The following is an 18,903-nucleotide window of genomic DNA, read 5'->3' on the forward strand; positions in this document are numbered from 1 at the left end:
TTCCTTTGAACTAATCGTGCCAATCGCGCCTGTGTCGTGATGATTCAATTCCTTTGGTATCTAACACGCGCGTCAGCCTCGATGATACGGAACATGTCCGAGAATCTCCCGTCATAGGGGTTAGGAAGTACAGCAACAACTGGAGAGGCGCTTAGCGCCTGCATCACATGAACCAAAACGAAGCGTTCCCGGTTTCGCCGGGCCTTTTTGCCCAGCTCCATCGCTAGGCGGATTTCAGAAGAGCCGAGGGTGAACGTTTGCTCCGTGCCAGTCGTCGCCTTTACTTCGACACGAAACAGCCGCCCATTTGCAGAAAACGAAAAGTCACATCCCCTGGTGTCATCCCGCACGTTGGTCGGAAACACATATTTACTATTGTCCGAAATCCAGGACGAAGCAGACACAATGTCACTACCGTACTGTGCCTGCAGCATTCTAAATACGAAGATTTCTCCCGCCAGACCCACCAGCTCGTCGACGGATTTCGGCCGACGAGCCGGAAGGGATGCTGATGTGCCGAATACTTTCGGATTGGGATTCTCTTTGCTCGGCTCAAACCGCGTCAGAGGAACTGTTGTGGCCAGATTGAGCGGCGGCTTACCGGCAATTTCAGAATCGGAAATCCGGGCCTGTAGCAATGTCCAAAGTGCGTGCCGGTTATCTTCAGAACTATCAAACGATTGACCACACACGTCAACAGTGTTTTTCGCCCGTATCGTTTCGAGCTGGAGGCTAGCAAGCCGCGTGCGAGCGGTTTCCAGTTCGGCGTCTGATACGTTGAGGCTCAATTGAAGGTCGCGCAAATTCTTTGCCGACCTCATCGCGGCATGAAATGTTGTGAATTCTGCATGCACGTTAGCCGTATGGAACAGCTGCAAGACCTGCGATTCGGTCCAGAAGAATGCGCTTCCGTCCCTTAGAAGACGCGACGCCACAACGCTCTCGTAGATGTCGCCCAAACTGCGCCACTGCGGAAGTTTTTCTGACGTGGACGCGTTAAGCCACCAGGCCAGACGAATTCTTTCAATCCCTTTTCCCAGTTTCTCGACGAGCTGACCGTTTTGCATAACGCATTCGTCCGGGTCGATATCCAATGAAATGCCAATAGCGTTGGCGTTCTCGACAAGCCTTGCGAGTGAGTTGGACTGGTTGAATGCTGCGCTTACCTCAGGCTGGTTTGAATAGCTATTAATCAACTCGCCGACATACCGCATGGCTACCAGAAAACTCACCTCCCACATCATTTGCGCAAGGTCAACGCGTTTTTCCAAGCTCGAGTAGTCCGCGATAAAGTCTGCCATCGATGCCTCGCTTCCCCCTCGTATGAGGGCCGCGACAATTCGCTTTACAGTGCTTGCCGCACTTTCGATACAAACTTTGAATTGTGGCAGCCATTCGCGGTTGCTTATTGGTGCCATACCAATTTCACGGAGAGTGTCGTTCCAGCGTGGCAAGGCGAGCCGCTCTGGCATCGTCTTCGATACTTCCCGTCCAAACGAAAAGATGTCCTGATTCTCCCGGGCCAAGCTCAGGACTAGGTCCGTGTCGAGGCCGGGAATCCCTGCGGCAACCAGTGACGCCCTGAGCTCGTCGTCGGTTCGCGCCACCAGTATCTCGTCGCTCTCGAACTCCGGCTCCAGCACAGACACCAGCACTCGCACAAGTCGCGCCATGTGCCCGATGTCGCCCCGCAGATGTTCTCGGACCTGACCGAGGTGCTCCTCGGTTACATGCAGTGGAGCAAGGAGCGCCGCTATGTCGTCGGGCTCGGCATCGACTGCTGTTTGCGGCCCAAGTATCAGGCGAATTGGGAGCTCGAGGTCTTCCCGTTCAATCGCCTGCGATAAGGCAGACGACAGCTCCGCTGGCTGCATCCGGCAGTAGTCGGTTGCGATGAGGCTCTGGGAACCCGCATTCCAGGCACAATGCACGTCGGCGTCGATGAGAGGGTCATTGTTGTCGCTCATAATGGAGATTTTCATCGAGGGCACCCACTCGATGCGCAATGTCCTGAGCCGTTCTGCTTTCTCGATGAATGCAGGAGAGTGAAACCCGCGTGCTTGTCCGTAGAATGCGACGAGCGCAAGCAACGGGCACGTCAACCATGCGAGCTCACTGTCTGCGAAGGGTACGCCGTGGTTGCATTTCCACTCGCGCCCGTTGACCATCGGAATCCGCTTCAGTCTGGACGTCAATCGGACACCATCGCCATAGGCCCTTTGGAACCATGATGCCAGACGATTCGCGTCTGAAATGTGTACCGCTAACACGGGAATTCCAAATCGCTCGAGCTCCGCAACATGCTGACCGCGATTTGGCAAATATACCGGCGAGTCTGATGAGACCTCCACCGCCTGAAGTCGCTTGTCCACTCCCCTGACGGGTAGCTTTGGGAGTGCCGGCAAATTTATGGGAGGTTCAAGCTGACTCCATGCATCCCGAATCTGGCCAAGGAGGATGTTGTCATCCGGGGCATCTTCGCTTCCAATGGAATCGATGAGGACATTTATTAAGCTGGGGTCAGCGGTCGGCTCATGTAGATTCAAGAATCGCAGGCCAAGCGAATGCAAGCTATCAGCGAGCTCAGATTCGGCATCCAGTCGTTTCGCCAGCACAAGTGGAAGCGGTTTAAGATGTGAGAAATGCTTGGTTCGTCCTGCCATCGTGTTTGCAGGAACGTGCCATCGGTCACGCAAAGATGCCCACTCTGTTGCACCGCCTTTTGCAATCGGCAACCACCGCGCACTGCCCAGGAAGTGCTTGAGCGGGCTCGTCACCAGCATGCGGTTCGATTGCCCGCCCTGCTTGGTCAGGCCCAAGGGCGCTAGAGCGGCCTTCCAATGAGGCAGACTGTGCAAGACCACCTCAGCCAGCGACGCCTTTGTCTCTGCACTCAAATCCGGGAACTCTCGACATCCTGGAAATATGTAAAAGTCGTCAAACCTGTACGGCTGAGAATTTGTGTAAGGCGACCGGGCCTCTCCTTCTACGTGCGCTTTATACTGCGACCAATATTCGGCTGAGAAACCTGGCGGTACAGTCTCTGGAAGCGATACCTGCCATGACGAGGCATAAAAGAGGCTTTGCCAATCCTGCGTCCTGATTGGTTGCAGCCTGAGCCCGTCGAATACCCCGCCCTCCGATAGAGCAAGTCTACATCGCTCAGTTAAACCAACAGCGTCCCAAGCGTCATGGTCGGGGCGAAGTAAAAGACGTTCGGTTGCGTTTCTCCCCGTTTCCCGCTCCAACCCTGACAGATATCGAAAAACGAGTGGCCCGGAGGTACCGGCCCATCCCTCTCCAAATGAAGCGTGGGACATCGGAAACCAGCCGCCGACGCACGGAACGGGGATAGCCTGAAGCAGTTTCGAGGTGGTGCCTGCACTTCGACCCCTAGCAAGAAGCTGCCCCACAAGACGAATCGCCCAGTTCATTATGTCGCGACATAACACGTAGTGGGAGCCCTCGAGTGGTAGAGGCGGTCTCGGCGTGAGTCTGAGCAAGACTTCGGAGAAGATTGAATCGACGCGAAACTGCGATACCAAGCCGTTTCCGAGGTACGCCCTGACCGGCGTTTGCACGGTCGGCCGGCTAGCCTCGTAGGTTTGAATTTTTTCGCTCAGGAAAGCCACATGCTCCTGAAGTGACGCGGGGATGGTAGCCACCCCACCCTCATCGGCGATATCCCCATCATCTTGGGTGCCCTGTCGTCGAAGGAAGAAAACGGCGCAATCCGAGTCCGCCTTATGCAGCTTTCCATCCGTGCCCAGCAGTATATTCAATGATTTCAGCTCTTTCTGACCGTTGGGCAAAAGGACCGAAACATCCCTCCAAAACCCGTTCCAGTCGCAGTCACCAGAGACTAAGGTCGACGCAGCATTGGCGACGGTACTTGCCATCTCATCTGGCAATGGTTCTGCGCCGTACTTGGGGAATCGTTTTGTCATCAACGACCTAATCTGGGCCGCTCTCGACGCGAGGCAGGAGTGAAAGATATAAAAGGTCGCGTACTTCCGAAGTGTCGCCTCGGTAAGCACTTCAGCACTGTCGCGAGAAGGCACTAGAGAGGTTTCGCTTAACGGTGTCCACCCGGTTTCGCTTAGGACGATGGAGGCATCTTCTATAGAAATACCCGCGCGTTTTGCTGCTGCATCTAGAAGGCTTTGCCATCGCTGACTCTGTTCGGCATCCAGACCAACTGGCGAGAGCATATCGATGATAGCTCTTGCCTCGAACTCCGCCTTGCCAGCTAACCGATTTTTCATCGTCTCGACGCATAGCTCGGCAGCTGCCTTCAACAGTTGCTCGTTGTAGGGGTCGTCAAAAGGAATGGCTGTGCGACTCATGTCACCGAAGAACGGTGCATTGATGTGCACAGCGCTACCGGTCTTCAGGCGTGTCGGCAGGTAGATGCTGAATTGTCCCTCATCGGAAACCTCCCCGGACCGGACAGCGATGGATACAGCGATATCAGTAATCTCTGGCCATCGTCCTGGCAATGCAGCGACCGCCTCTCGGAACGATTCCGGCGCGTCGCTTACGTGCAGCGATGTGCTCCAGACCGCATATTCGACTTCATCGCCCTCGCCATCGGTTATCAAAACACGACTCGCGTTGGGTGTATCGGACAACGGCGTAGCCGTCCGTATGAAGTTCGTATCGCGAGTGCCTACGACCTCTAGCTTGAGACTTCCTAGTTTCGCCAGAAATATGACTGTACGGGCCGATAGCTCAGATATCTGAGCCAATACCTTCACCTGCTGCGCGGTCGACTTGAGCGGCAATCTGACAACAGTGGAAAAACCTTGGGATTCCAGGCGGCGGACAATCTCGCTCCCACTATCGGCCGAGAGGATTGGCTCAGGCAGGAGGTACGGAGACAAGTACCTGGTTTCCTCGGTCAACCACCGCAGGCCTTTTTCTGATACGCGGCGTCGGTATTTGGCAATCGTATCAGCCGTCCATTCGACCAGCCGTCCGCGCCCAACTGGCGACGCCGGAACAGTCCCGAATTCGGCGAGTTCGACCATGGGACCGACAATGGATTCGACTACTTCGGGGCGAAATCGAAAGCAGTAGCCGTCAAACGTCGTACTAGCTCGGCGTGTCCGGGAAAAGATTTCTGGGCGTTCGGAAATCTCGAGCACGCTTCGAAAACCGATGCCTTTATTCCCGATATTCTTTTGCGGGTCCTTGTCGCTTTGACCAAGCTGAGACAGGCGTTCGAAGTTCGAGGGAGAGAACGGAAGACCGTCGTTGGCCACGAAAAGTGTCCCGTGCTCTGAATCTGCAAGGTCGAACACAACCTCGACGCGATTGAGCACGACCCGTGACGGAAAATCATCGAATGCGTCATGGGCGTTCTGGATGAGCTCGATAAGAAAGCGGCCGTGGTACTGATGCTCGACCTGCTGCGTCAAACTATGCAGGCTGCGATAATTGGAGACGCCTTCCGCGATTTCGGTCATGAAGACGCGAAATTTTGCTCCAGTGAGCTCGGCAATGTGTTCGAGACTTGCCGAAACCTCTGCCTGAATATCTTCAACTGACACTTTTCTCTTCCCCGCGTCCGCTTGTTTGAGGTTCTTCTGGGAACATCGACTACGCTGCGCTCATCCCTGTCGCGTTCCAGACGCCTTACGAAGCCATCTTAGTCGACATACTTGCACGGCAGCGCAATTCCGGTCCCTCGCAATCTGGTCGCCGATTTTTTTTGCTTTCCCTTGCCTCGACGACGGTGTTGGTCACGGTACCCGCTTTAGCTCGTCCAAGGTCTTTCCTGCCCCGTTCTTCCATTCAATCCAACCGTTTGCTGTACGTCCAGCCAGAGCGACTGCTGCACGACTGGGAGAACTGAACAAGTGGTCCTTTTGGATAACGACTCTTTCTCCGTCGACGGCGAACACACCGGTTTCGACAAGGTGCTCTCGAAGGACTTCATCTCGAGTGCCCTGGATTGATGGCACATTCTCGCGTCGGCCGCTGGACCCCTTGAGCACAACGAACCCCTCCTCCGTGTAATATCCTTTACCATCAGCTCCCGACGCCTTGCAGAACAAGAGTTCCTCGTGCTTCGACGATTCCAAGGGCCTGAGCGGCTCGAACACCGGGTGGCCAAGGGTCGCTATGAGCGTCCGCGCGGTCTCGTGAATCTCATGACAATCAGCTTCCAGTGGAGCGGGCGTGTGAGGGCGCGCGCCAGCGTTGCCGTTCTCGAGTTGATAGCGAGAAGCCTGCTGGGCTTCCTTGATGGATAACCATTCAAGAAAGAGCGCGTGCGTTTGCGTAAGATTGTTCGTTAGGGATACGGCGACAAGGGCCTTGTTCCAGAAGTCCTTCGACTGGTTGTGCTGGAGAATGCGGGTTCCAACATTGCCGGACTGCCCGATGTAAACCTTTGGGCTAACGCCGTCGTCGGTGCCTCCTAGCAGGAAATACAATCCGACCTGGTTGGCCTCAGACATCGTCGCGAATTCGCTGACGAGGCTGCGCGGTATCTCGATGACCCTCACGATGCGGGTGGTGATTTCAGCGACGCGCAGCCCGCGCGGGTCCCCTGATGGCAGGTATATCTGAATGGTTTGTGGCCGGTTAGTCATTAGAGCTTGGTTAGCAGTTGCCACGGAAGCATCTTGTTGAGCGGCATCAGCACGCCGATACCTGGATTGGCAGGCTCAGTTATCCGCTTATACATCGACAGCGTTCGAGTCGAAGACTATATTAACAACGCGCGCCCGACAGCTCAGGACTGTGAGCTTGTAAATACAGGACACAGACCGTGAGCACATTGTGGCCGTGCTCGCGATACACCACCGGGGACTCAAAGTATCGGCTCAGCGCGCTTACGTGAACGGTATGAACGGCGAGCACGTGGCTCGCTCAAGGTCCGGCCGCATACGTATTCAGCAACGAGAATTATACGCCGGGGTCGACATCCACTACGAAGGTGGCTGATGCCAGCTTAAAGGTCAGCACTGGGCACGCTGACGACTTGAGGCTGCACGTCACCCAGGATGTGCTCGACCCAATCGATGCACCGATGCGCGAAAGGCTGCGCGCCGTCTTGGCGGAGACTACCAACAAATCGACTTGAAGTTCGTGGCGAGGCAGCGTTTGATTTCGTGGTGCCGATTTAAGGCCGGAGTCGAAAATCATCCTTTTACCTGTACCAGGCGTATATGCGTGGTAGCTACTGGTAACCGTTTCTGTTGTCACTTAGCTCAGGCGTTGACGACGCCGGGGCTGGCCAGCGACAAGCTTGGTGCGACCGCAAGGACGCTATTCATTACCCGGCTTGCCAAGCAACTCGTAGAATTCTTCTACCGACATCGGCCCTGACATGTGTTTTTCATCGGAGTGTTCGTGAATCATTTCCACGAACTCTTCCGTCTGCTGTGGGTTTCCGCCCCACGACAATTCCCACATGACTGCGTTGATGACCTGCGCTAGCGTGGGAAACGGCACAACGAAAATGTGGGCTGTGCGGGTGATGTCGCGACTGTCAACGACGGTCACCTTCCGGTTAAAACGCAGCGGATAGTTGAAGATATGAGCGACCGGTGAAAACTTGATTGCCCAGCCGATTCGGGTGCCTTTCCTGTGCAGGAGGTAACCGTCCTCGAACACATCGTCACGAAGTTTGTAGCCCACACCGGTAACCCAAAGACGATGGACTCCGCCGAGTACCCGGGTTTCCCTGTTCTTTTCCCAGTCGTAGAACAACTCCAGGTATTCGATGCCGGACGGGTCGTATTCGCCCGTATAGACCTCAGCATTTCCCTTCCTTGTTTCATCCAGATATTCGGCCGCGTACGACCGGCTGAACATTTCAACCAGCATAGGATTCCGGTCCAGCAGCGAGAAGAGGTCACGCATGTAAATTTCCCCGTCGAACCGGACCGGCTCCATCAAGTATGCCGCTGCACGGTCAGTCACATCGCACCGCACATATCGACTCTCCCCCTCTGCGTCATCCGTCATCCAATAGGAATATTCGAGTTGGCCGCCAGCCCTGAACGTCAGCTCCCCCACAAGTTCCTCCGGTTGTTCGTCTGCACTGCGACATCAAGTCGACGCGAATGTTGATGCGTATAGGCAATTGGTGCCTTTCCACTGTCACGAAGTGCGCGCCTTGTATGATGCGGCTCCGTCCATCCGATACGCACCACTTCCGCCTCACTCAGATAAGGTCGAAGCGATGCATACGGCAGCACAACGGTCCTGTAACAGGCCCGGACTGCATGGCTCGGCTGTGGGTAAGCATGGAGACCATCAAGACCTAAGCCCAGGCTAGACTCGTCTATCGCACTCACATCAAAATCGTCCGCTTTGTCGCTTTCGATGACCGACCGGCACTGGCCGCCATCCCGTGCGGCTTTGGCATCCGAGAGAAAGACTGTCTTAATCCTGTCGCGAATGCCAGCGCGCCATTTGATTCGCTCGTCAACGTCTTTCTGCGTCCCCAACTCATGCAGTGCAAGCGGCGAGTATCGGTCTCCGGTGACTGCATCAAACATGACAGCTTTCACATCAGTCTCCGGGTGGGGTCCGCCGCAATACTCATCAACCGACGACTCAATCAAGAAAGCGGATGTCGTGTCGAGCAGAACACGGGCGCGCGACCGATAATAGCCATCGCAGTCAACAGCATCCGCCCTGATTTGCCGGTTCAAATTCTCCACCGCGCTGACGAGTTCCTTTCGTGGCCGGGACTTCGCCATGGGCAAAGGCACCGGTCTGATATCGATATGTGCTGCGAGGCAGGTTGTCGCCTGAGCCATCATGACAGTCCAGGCGATGAAGGCCTGGAGGCGAATGCACATTGTTAATGTCGGTCCAGAGAGTAAGGGTTGAGCTCCCCGGTTCCGGAGTCCGGATAGGTCTTTGAGGTGGACAGCCCGTCATTTGCCATGGTGTCCGCGACGTCCCTCCAGTTGACTGCCAGCAACGGCACCGTTGTATGGCCGCGTCGCACATATTCCGCCAGTAGCTCGCGCCCCTCTCCCGCCAGGCGCATGCCAGGAGGGCTTTCGAGCAGGCAGGGAACACCCCGTCCGACGAATTCGGCGACCGACCACGTCTCTGGCAAACATGCCTCCAGCGGCTCGTGCTCTGGCAAACTATCGCTTGCCGCTCGCGCAAGGGCTGCACGCAACGCATCAACGGTGACATCAGCGAGTGACGCCCGCACCGGTAACAACTTCGCTTCAATCGGCAGGCCGACCGGCGCTCGCCAGAAAGTGGCGTTCTCATGCCGCAGAGCGAGGAGGACCGCCTCGCGAGCCGCTCTGGGCAGGCGACCGAGCACCGAATCACTGGCTGCCAGTTGGTCGTAGAAAGCCGGATATTGGCACAGCCAGCCGACCCTAGTGTCCGGCGGCTCCGCCACACCACTCTTCCGGCAATAGCTGGCGTGCGCACAGACGTTGCACTCGGGGCCATCGCCGATACATGTGCCCCTTCGGCCGGGCCATCGAATGTTGTCGAGCAGGGACCACACAAAATTTGACGCGAAGATTGCCTCGACGTAACCGTACGGCTTTTCGGTTGCGACAGCAACCTTCTCATAGAAAACCGCAGCCTCACTGCGCTCGCGCTCCGAAGGCAGCCGAAGGAGACTGCCCCCGCTCACAACGCCGAGACGCTGAAGCACAAGCACTCCCGGTGGAGACACGCAGCGATAGAGGCCAAGCTGACGAACAAGCGCGTCGGCCTGGTCGCTGCCCAGCCCCCTGAATGTGTCGATGAGCGCCTTTTGCGCTTCTGGCTGATGCTTCCCGTCCTCGAGACGGACGTACTGAGCGAAGAACGCTGTCAGGCCGCTAGCGTGGCCGCTGTCGACGATGCCAATCGCGATGCGGGCGTAATCCACACATCGCGCGAAATTGTGTTTATAGCGCTGGGGCATACCCGCGACACGGAGCATCCGTTTGCGGTCAACAGCCCCATAGGTGGCCACCTCATACATGCTTTCCATGAAGGGACGAAGCGCTTCCAGACGCGCTTCAATGACGCGGCAACGCCACTGGCTTCCGGGCGTTGTTTCGAAGGCGTACCCTCGCCAATGCGAGTCCTGCCGCATCGTCACATCCACCAACGCGGAGAAAAATCGCCTGTCCGAGGTGTCAGCAAGCTTGCGAAGGCAAGCCATTCGCACAGGGTCCGAAACGCGCGCAACATTTCGCTCCGCGTTCGAAAGCATTTCAGACAGAGCCGAAATCGAAAAATCCACCGTTACACCTTCGTCGATGTTGCATTGACAGAAACGGCCGTCGAGGCCAGCCCACGGCTGCTTCCTTTACCGTCACCACCCGCACCCGGTCAGCGGCGCGGTTTAGGCTTACCTCGCCAAAAACTGTTGCGGGCAACGCCTGCCCCCCAGAAGGCGGATTGATGGCCTGTGGAACTCGTACGTCGCCAAGTCCCAGATTCCCTGCTGTGGCCGCCAGCGGGACACCTGCAGAGGCACTACGATTTTTCCTGCCGCAGTGAGGGTGGCAAGCAAACCGGCCATCGCTTGCGGATACAACTGCCGACGGCATCCATGCCGAATCGGTACTGGTCAGCCGCCACGCAAGACGCTATCAAGCGCTTCGAGCGTCTCGAGCGCGGTCCCGCGAAGACCGATACCCTTCGTTGCATCAATGCCGGGCTCCCTCGCATTGATGCGGATGACATGTGGCCCATGTCGTTCACCGAAGCGCCTCACCGTCGGTAGCGAAGTCCCCGCACCGAGCTCCACGACGACAGGTCGCGAGACTCCCTGAAGCCACCTGTCGAGTCTATCGAGCTGACTGTGCGTGCGCTCCTCCAGCCACGCCCAGTCCGAGAACATGAGGATATTGGGTCGCGCGAGTCCGCCGCAGTACGGACAACGCGGAAATCCGTTCCGAAGATGGCACGCACGCACGTCCACGTCCGGCTCGAAACCGCCTGACGGCCAGATATTGGTCGAGCAAGGCTCCGTGCATTGGAAGTGGTGGATGGACCCGTGACATTCGGCGACCGAACTTTCCCGAAATCCTGCCTTCTGAAAATGCCCGTCAACGTTACTCGTATAGACGAACGCCCCCTTCTCCATCCGGTCCGCCCAGCGTCGCAGGACAGCAAAACCCGCGTGCGGTACGACGCGCCTGTAAAGCGCAAGGCGGTGGCCATAGAAGCCCCAGGCAAGTCCGGGATTCTTCCTGAAGGCATCCGGATTCGCAATCGCCTCAAACGCAATGCCCGCATCGCCAAGTGCCGGATAAGCGGACCACAGTCCCTGATTTCCTCGAAAATCTGGCAAGCCCGAATCCACGCCCATTCCCGCGCCGGCGGTAACAAGCAAGCCGTCCGCCTCACGCAGCCAGCGGGAAGCCCGCTCCAGCACTTCAGTGTCGGTCATTGAAGTGCAACCTCAGCCTCATTGTTGATTCCATAAGGCACGTGTCCCGTCGTCACATGCCGCGACGCGGACTCGCAGTTACGCAACTGGTCGTCGAAGAAAATGTCCGGTCCAAATTCTGCGAGGAAAGGCGCTTTCGGCCGGCCGCCAAGAAACATTGCCTCATCCACCGTGACACCCCAGGCCATCAACGTCCGAATCGCGCGCTCATGTGCAGGCGCACTTCGCGCCGTGACAAGCGCCGTCCGCACCGACACGGGCGACCCGGAGCCGTTTCGAAGCCGGCAAAGCGCACTGAGGAACGGCTTGAGCGGTCCCGGTGGCAAAGGCGTGTGTGCATTGCGGACCTCGTGGTCGATGAACCGCTCCAGTTGCATTAACCGGAAGACGCGCTCGGCCTCATCACTAAACAAGACTGAATCGCCGTCGAACGCGATACGCAATTCGCCGTCATCGCGTAGATGGCCTTCAGGCGATGGCTCCGGCCAGACTCGCGCGGACGCAAATCCGGCAGCCATGGCCGCACGAACGTCAACGGCATTCGCCGACAGAAAAAGGTCCGCGCCGAGCGCGCCCAGATAGCGATGCGGTGCCGCCCCGCCGGTGAAAATGGCGCGTCCAATGGGAAGCCCATGATGCCGGGCCGAAGCAAAAACCCGCAGCCCGGTGACCGGGTCATTGCGCGAAAGAATCGCGACTTCGACATTGTGTGCGTCACCGCAGTTCAGGGCGAGAAGCTTTCGAACGAGCGAAAACGCTGCCCCCGGGCGAGCGGGAAGGTCGAGCCTTTTTCCTTGGAGCGCACGATACCCTGCCGGGTCTTCCTCTAGAAACGCCCGGTTTTCCTCTTCGAAGTCGAACAGCGCTCTCGCCGAAACTGCAACCGTCATCACCTTTTCGCCTGGAATCATTCAAACCCCACTCAACATCGACCAGATTATTGTGATGAAGAATCGGGACAATTCATGTCCCAATCTGCACGTTGTCGTTCACTTCCCGACTGCCTTTGGCCATATACCGGTGTCACCGCCCACAACCTTGCGGAACCTGGGGCCGGTCCGACAGCCTTACCGGCAAGACCGCGTCCGGCCCGCCGCCCGACCTGCTTCACGCAACCACGTGTAGCGCGGTCCGGTGCTGGGGTCTCGCGTCTCGCGGAGCCCACTGCCTGAGCAGACGCTCGTAGTCCGCGCGGTACTCCTTGCCACGTGCGGTGAGACGTGCGCGTTCAAGGTGGGCCTCCTCAGTTTTGCCCGCGTGAGCGAGTGAGGCGTAAAGCGCCGCCCTGAGGCGAATGTAAAGCAGATGCGTCCTGCTACCCAGGGCCAACGGACGCCGACAATCGTCCGGATAGTCAACTTCGACGGCCTGCAGCGTCGAGCGCGCCTTCCACTCTGCGATTTCGTATTCGCGGTTGACAAGATGCAAAGCCGCTCCGACTGCGCCGGCGCACAGCAACCCGGGCTGGTCAACGAACTCGTTCTGGGCGAGGTCTGCCTGAAAAATCTCCTGGCGCAGCTGCGCCATGGCCTCAAATTCTTCGTCCGCGCGATATGCAGCTTCGCTCGGCTCGAGCCAGGCACATTCCGGGGCGACGCCTCTACGGTAGCTGTAGAGCGGCTCTGCAATAGGCAGAAAGGGCCTGGACCCGGCAAGCGTCGGCCAGTCCCTTGCACCGTAGAGTTCGGCAGTCAACTGATACGCGTGAGGCGCGTCCAGGCGCAACGCTCCCTCGAGGCGGTCGGCGAAGGTCCTCACGCTCACCCTGGGCAACGCGGCAAGCGGGAAATCCGATGCATCTGGTTCGTAGCATGCAGGAACCATATCAATCAGGTCCCATGCCTGCTCTTCGAGTTCTTGCTGCGACTCGATGCGGTCCAGCGCCTCTTCCATTCGACGCCAGTCCAGCATCACGCTGGCCCGACAGATAGCGTCACGACTGGTCGCGAATGAGATACCGGGCAAAAGCGTTTCCAACCGGACCGCCTTTGCCTCGACCCGCCGCTTCAGTTCCCTAAGAAACGCCGTCAGCGCAGGCCCTTCCCACGGCGGCAGTTTTAACGCGGTCGCTAGCAGGCAAAAGCGCTCGTACAATGCATCCTCCCAGTAAGCAATCAGTTGTCAGAGCTGTCAATGCTTGCCCCCAGAGACGTCGACAATCAGCACGGGGACACGGCACCGATGACGGAGATGAATTGTGCGATGGCGTTGAGACAAAGAACGTCTCGATGTCCAGCGTGAGGCGGATAATAATCACGTTAAATGCTTGTGGAGCTTGTAAAGCAACAGAAGCGGACACGACCAAACTCAGGTCTACGTCAACGAAGCCAGCCGACAGGACGGCCTCGGAGAATACGTGACCATGTTCGTCGCAGTGAGGACTTTTAATCGCCTCGATTTCGGGGCGTCATGGAATTTGCCCTCGTCGAATACGTACTGCCCTCCGAATACTGGATAAGCTGCATCTTCGTTTCATGCTGCAGCAGCGATGCCCTCGTCAAACGGCACACGGATGCCGTCGTGGAGCGAAGCGAGGCCGTCGGCAATCGAGACGTCGAATGTCTCAGAAAAGTCCCACAATGGCAGCTTCTTTCCACTGGAGGAAGTATGTTCAATGGTGTTTGGCCTTGTGAGCATTGACGGCGCTGCTGGAGAGCGCATCGGACTGGACTGGTTAGGGAACTATGGTCTACAGCAACGCACTTTCTGACATGCAGCGCGCAATGAGTGTACACACCGGCACCCGAGTCTTCGTGACCGTCTACTATGTTCGCTGCGCACGTTACCGCAGGCGACAACAAACCGAGAGCCATCGCACTCCCCGCTATCGAGTCCAATACCAACTAGAAGGCAAACCCCCGCACGAGGGGCGGGTCGGTCCTAATCCACGGCAGTACCTCGTGGCAAACATTCGTGCAAGCAAGGTCGGGGACACTGTCGAGTGACGTTGACCGAAGACGGGGGCAGTATCGTGGATTTGGTAAACAAAACGAACGAAGAGTTCCGGTCCAGTTTCGACGGGACACTTGGGGAATGCGACTGATGCCGGGGTCGGCAGTGATGCCACCGTCAGCTCTCGCGGGTCCACGGCCCCCCCCGAAGCCGACCGACCTTCAGCAATCGGACATGCTGCCGATATAACGGTGAGCAACGGAGTTGCATTCGCCTGAGCTTCCAAATAGCATCTGAGGTATGTGCGGTGAAAGTCGTTCTATGTTGTCTCGTTAGGCTTCAGGCACGGTAAACTCACTACGATAGGCCCCGCCTTCTGTTGCGAAAATTTAACTGGAAGGGCCAGCCAAAGATGGCGAAGAATAACGGATAACACTGTGAGAGTCCCTACAAAAGAAGCATGGAATCGTTCTCCCCCGCAAGGAATCGTGTTTTGTCTGGGGTGGATGCCCACCGCTAACGCACGCTTCTACAAATACTCCTGGCAGATTTGGACACCGGCTTCGGCCTTAGAGGGGTTAGAGTTTTTAAAATCCGGCCCCCGTATGTCAATGGCCGAATTTATAAAATGCGTTGATGAAATGAATGAAGCAGGGCTGGCTGGTTGGGTATATAGCCCGAAGTCGCCCCGGCAGGGACAAGGAACGCCTTTTGACAGAACTCATCACCGATGGCGCAGTGTGCAATTCGCGCCGTCGTGGGATGATGACACCGACCCAGTATGGAATGGCCACAAATGAGTGGACCGTACAAGGACTTTCGCCTTTATTGCTTTGACGATTGAATCCCTTGTAGTAGCCCGGCCCTGTAGCGAGCAGCAGGCGCGGGTGTCCTCAAGACGCCACACGCTGGCAGACGATTGCGCAGCGCGTTATACGCAGCAGCGTTTGCGCGCCAGGACTCGGACGCAAGCCGTGCAGTCACTCAGACACATCAGCACTCTTTTTTGCATCAGAGAACGACCGGATACCTCATGCCAATTGCTTTGACCAAAGAACAGATTTTGGGCGCTCTTCCTTCGATAGAACGAGGGCTGAGAAAATATTTCTGGATTCAGTCCGAGGTGGCATTGGGCGCTGCTCGCGTTAGCGACCGCGATTTTCAAAAAAAATTCAACGGATTCTATCGAATTCGTCGAAATCAGGAATGGCAAGCTACATACTATGGATTATTTGCAAGCAAGCTATTGACGGGCATCGAATTCAGGGAGGGCTTGGATTTTATGCTGGAAAAGACGGGGCGCTTCGAGGCATCCTTCATCAGCAAGCTGGTTGCCACCATCCACCCGTCGAAGTACGTCATTGACAGCATGGTTCTTAGGAATGTCGGGCTTGCCTTGCCGCTGGCAAATGCGTCAGACAGAATCAAGCGGATTTGTCGTATCCACGAGACGCTCGACGAAATGTGCAACAGTTTTTTGGGAACTGAACTCGGTCGCTTCCTGGTCGAACACTTTCGCAAGACTTATCCGTGGGCGAACATAACCGAAGCCAAAATGCTCGATTTGGTCCTTTGGCAAATCAGGCAACAGTAACGTGCGGACTGACCACTGCAACACCGGACGCAGCGCACACGTGCGCCGACTTCAAGTGCCGAGCAGTATCAAAGCGGGTTGTCCCGATAGCCCATTCGGTTTGTGATTGTTTGCAAGCTGACGCTCGCGCCGATGCGAGCGGAAAGGCACACGACCGCGTCTGTACGATGCTCTGCGCGCGCCTCTCCGCGAAGACAACGACAAACTGACGGAACCAGCAAGCGCACCCCCTAAGAACTCCCGCAATTTCCGCCGCTTTCGAGTACATCAAGGTTATCGAACGGGATGATGCCGTTGAACCAGATAGCACGCGCCACAGGTTGTAGCTCTGCCCCTCTGCCATAGTCCCGCATAATGCCGTTCACCTCAAGAAACGGCTTTGCAAGCAGAGAGAAGAATCCGTCTTGTAAGGAAGGCCTCTCTCTCAGCCGGAGAAGATGCCATGGCTCTTCAGGCACGGAATCTAAAACGCCTAGCGCATGGACAGTGTCGTTCTGGTGAAACCGGGCTATCGTTTCGAGAGCATTTGGTTCGAACTGCTGTGAGAAGTTTATCATCGCACGCGCCTTTCTGTTCGGTTCGCATGTTTCGTTCAACCCGAGCAAAGCGTCTTCGCGCGTAAGAGACAGGAGTACGCCGCTGTAGTGCGCCGGCGCGATGGATATCTGCTCCTGCAAACTGAGTTCGCGAGGATAGTAATCTTCGTGCGTGCGGCTATACCGGTGGGCCGTCTCCCTTAATGCTTCTGCCATTCTTTCCTGGAGGCGTAAGATAATTCTGTGAACGGAGTATTCGCCAAGCGCGTTTGCCCGCAAACCTTTTTCACGCAATACCTTAAGCGGTGTACGGGTGACGTGGAACAGCCCATAAGGCTGCTCCTCGCCGTCAATTATGCGAGTGAGGGCTACCAATTGTTTACTCCCGAGGCTGCTGCCGTCGAATACGGATTACACGCGTACGCACCGGCTCGCGCATACGTCAAGGTCTCGCTATTGACGGGCGACACATTTGCCGAGAATCAGTTCGTCAGGCAACCGTCTCCTCAGCATTGGGGCCTCGTCGGTCGTTAAGCTTGCGGCGAGCCGCCTCCACAATCTCAGGAGAGAAGTGTTCCGGGTGGCGCAGCGCTACAGCCTCAAAGGTGTAATCGGCAAGACCGAGAGAATGCAACAGCTCAAAACCATCACCTCCGGGCCTCTGCACCATGAATATCACCGCTCCGAGTTCGCCTCGATTTTCTATAGCCTTGCGCGTGTTACCCGCCCGCCGACGCATACCATGCTTCACAAAGAGCGCCTCTTCTTGTGCGTACACGACGCTCCAAACGTCTCGGCGCACTGCTGACTCGAGGTTCAGCGCAGTGACCTGCAACTCGACTGAGCATTGACGTGCCGCACGCACAAGATGCGGATGTTTAGCGCCAACGTTTCTTACAAACTGTGCGCAGTCGTCGCGAGATTGCAGATAGGAAATCCGCTTGCGGTCCTCCGGACCTAAGTTCTCGAAAATATAAGCATTCACTTTCTATGTACCTTGCGCCCAGAAATTCAACATGACACGATGCGGCCCCGCATCGCTCCCCGGTCGAACAATATCTCAAATCGAGCCATACGGCGGCCGAGCATGCCGACTACGCTCGACAGAGGGTCGCGAAACCACAGACACATTGATGCGACGGCACCTTACCCTATCCGCCGCTCACCCCCGGTATCCTGGTTCAGCTTACGCAGTCTGATAAAAGGGGGACGTTCGCCAAGGGAACCAAATCCGCACGTCCAAATGCCGTTTCGGCGGTCGCCCCTTCCTTTGCCATCGGCGTCGATGCGCCCTCTCGTTCGGCACTGAAGATAATGCGTTCGAGTTGCTCGGCAACTGTCGCTAAGTCAGCCAAATCTATCGTCGCAACCTTGACACGCCGCGCTTCCCCAACACCGGGGTTTTTTGCCCACGGATTTAAAGAGTAAGTCCTTCGCACACCTGCAACCGTGCCCAATGATTCGTGGTGCGGATACAGAAGCACAACGTCGGGACATCCGTAGCAACTGCTGTATGCGTACATCTGGTAAAGGTCTGACTGGGCAACACCGTCCCTCGCCTCGTCGGGCGAGAGTTCCTTCCATTTAGTATCCAGAATCCATTCAGCGCAGCCATTACGCGAACCTACCACGTCGGGCTTCATGAGGAACGTGTCCCGCCCTGTGCCCCCATCGAACGCGACATATTTCTGTGGCCCCTGCAACGTGCCAGCGATTCCGTGACGTCGAAATACGCGCATCGCCTTCCTCCCGATATATTCCTCGAAAAGCGTGTTCATATCGAAAAACAGCGAGAAGGCCACACGCCTACCACCACCGACATCAGGTGGCTCATTTTTCAAGAACAGCTCAGCGAGCTTGAAACAGGCCTTATAACGGTCGCTGAGGCGGTCGAAGGCGACGCGATGCCACGGCAGAACGCCGCGTTGGCAGTCTGCGACGCCCTCAAAAACGAGCAGCAGTTCCGTCAACTTCCTTTGGTTTTCAAGCGTTTGCGCCACTCCGAGAAGCAGCCGAACCGCCGCCTTCAACACGACATTAAGAGCATTGTCTTCTTGAAACTCGTCGAAGCGGCAGAATAGCCGCTCCGGATTGCCGGCATTGCGCCGAAGCTGCTCAGCAACAGCCAGACGTCCGCGAAGCACAGGAAGATTCTCCTCGCGTGGTTCATAACGCCTGACAAGACCACGATGCACCTGGGCGAAGAGCTTGTCACAGAATAGCCGGATGAGAATCTCGAGAATGCCGTGCTTCTGGGCCGCGACGTGCGCAGTCTCGCCTTCCGCAACGTCGAGGTCGAGCGCAAGCATCAACATAGCTACGAGATTGCGCCGAACATTATGGTCGTCGCCACCACCCACCTTCGGAAGTACCTCGATAGTGTGCGGCCCAAATTGAAAGACTCCGACATACTGCTGTGCGGCGAGAGTATGGCCATTGACGTACCTGAAAGCCTCGAATCCGTACGTCACTTTAAGGTTTGTTATCAGCTCCGC

12 protein-coding genes are annotated in these 18,903 nt (G+C 56.8%); 1 reads left to right on the plus strand and 11 read right to left on the minus strand.

All coding sequences use genetic code 11. The features are described from left to right. Positions 1-44: 44 nt before the first annotated feature. From BJG93_RS12180 to BJG93_RS12215, 8 genes are all read right to left on the minus strand, one after another. Complete coding sequence (locus tag BJG93_RS12180; RefSeq protein WP_154671850.1) at positions 45-5,552, minus strand: sacsin N-terminal ATP-binding-like domain-containing protein; 5,508 nt, start codon at positions 5,550-5,552, stop codon at positions 45-47. A 192-nt stretch (positions 5,553-5,744) separates the two neighbouring features. Then, a complete protein-coding gene (locus BJG93_RS12185; protein WP_231337400.1) occupies positions 5,745-6,623 on the minus strand; it encodes a GIY-YIG nuclease family protein in 879 nt (292 codons plus the stop codon). Positions 6,624-7,278: 655 nt separating this feature from the next. Beyond that, positions 7,279-8,031, minus strand: coding sequence for a hypothetical protein (locus BJG93_RS12190; protein WP_027198528.1), 753 nt, complete (start codon positions 8,029-8,031; stop codon positions 7,279-7,281). Next, complete coding sequence (locus tag BJG93_RS12195; RefSeq protein WP_027198529.1) at positions 8,019-8,822, minus strand: hypothetical protein; 804 nt, start codon at positions 8,820-8,822, stop codon at positions 8,019-8,021. Before BJG93_RS12195 ends, BJG93_RS12190 begins: the two co-directional genes overlap by 13 nt. 2 nt (positions 8,823-8,824) lie before the next feature. Continuing rightward, positions 8,825-10,231, minus strand: a complete 1,407-nt coding sequence (locus BJG93_RS12200) for a hypothetical protein (RefSeq protein ID WP_154671851.1) — start codon at positions 10,229-10,231, stop codon at positions 8,825-8,827. Between the two features lie 330 nt (positions 10,232-10,561). Further along, a complete protein-coding gene (locus BJG93_RS12205) occupies positions 10,562-11,386 on the minus strand; it encodes an SIR2 family NAD-dependent protein deacylase (protein WP_027198531.1) in 825 nt (274 codons plus the stop codon). Then, positions 11,383-12,297, minus strand: a complete 915-nt coding sequence (locus BJG93_RS12210; RefSeq protein WP_027198532.1) for a 5'-nucleotidase — start codon at positions 12,295-12,297, stop codon at positions 11,383-11,385. Before BJG93_RS12210 ends, BJG93_RS12205 begins: the two co-directional genes overlap by 4 nt. A 196-nt stretch (positions 12,298-12,493) precedes the next feature. Further along, a complete protein-coding gene (locus BJG93_RS12215) occupies positions 12,494-13,480 on the minus strand; it encodes a hypothetical protein (protein WP_027198533.1) in 987 nt (328 codons plus the stop codon). A 1,831-nt stretch (positions 13,481-15,311) separates the two neighbouring features. Here BJG93_RS12215 and BJG93_RS12220 point away from each other — a divergent pair. After that, entirely contained in the window at positions 15,312-15,872 is a 561-nt protein-coding gene (locus BJG93_RS12220; protein ID WP_051374428.1) for a hypothetical protein, read from the plus strand. Between the two features lie 230 nt (positions 15,873-16,102). On the opposite strand, the gene BJG93_RS12225 is transcribed toward BJG93_RS12220, so the two are convergent. The 3 genes from BJG93_RS12225 to BJG93_RS12235 form a co-directional block, all read right to left on the minus strand. Further along, a complete protein-coding gene (locus tag BJG93_RS12225; RefSeq protein WP_034479628.1) occupies positions 16,103-16,783 on the minus strand; it encodes a hypothetical protein in 681 nt (226 codons plus the stop codon). 115 nt (positions 16,784-16,898) lie between these two features. After that, positions 16,899-17,393, minus strand: coding sequence for a hypothetical protein (locus BJG93_RS12230; RefSeq protein ID WP_154671852.1), 495 nt, complete (start codon positions 17,391-17,393; stop codon positions 16,899-16,901). A gap of 196 nt (positions 17,394-17,589) precedes the next feature. Continuing rightward, on the minus strand, positions 17,590-18,879 hold the full coding sequence (locus BJG93_RS12235) for an McrC family protein (RefSeq protein ID WP_051374430.1): 1,290 nt from the start codon (positions 18,877-18,879) through the stop codon (positions 17,590-17,592). Positions 18,880-18,903 lie beyond the last annotated feature (24 nt).

Origin of the sequence: Paraburkholderia sprentiae WSM5005, assembly GCF_001865575.2 — a bacterium.
GTDB lineage: Bacteria > Pseudomonadota > Gammaproteobacteria > Burkholderiales > Burkholderiaceae > Paraburkholderia > Paraburkholderia sprentiae.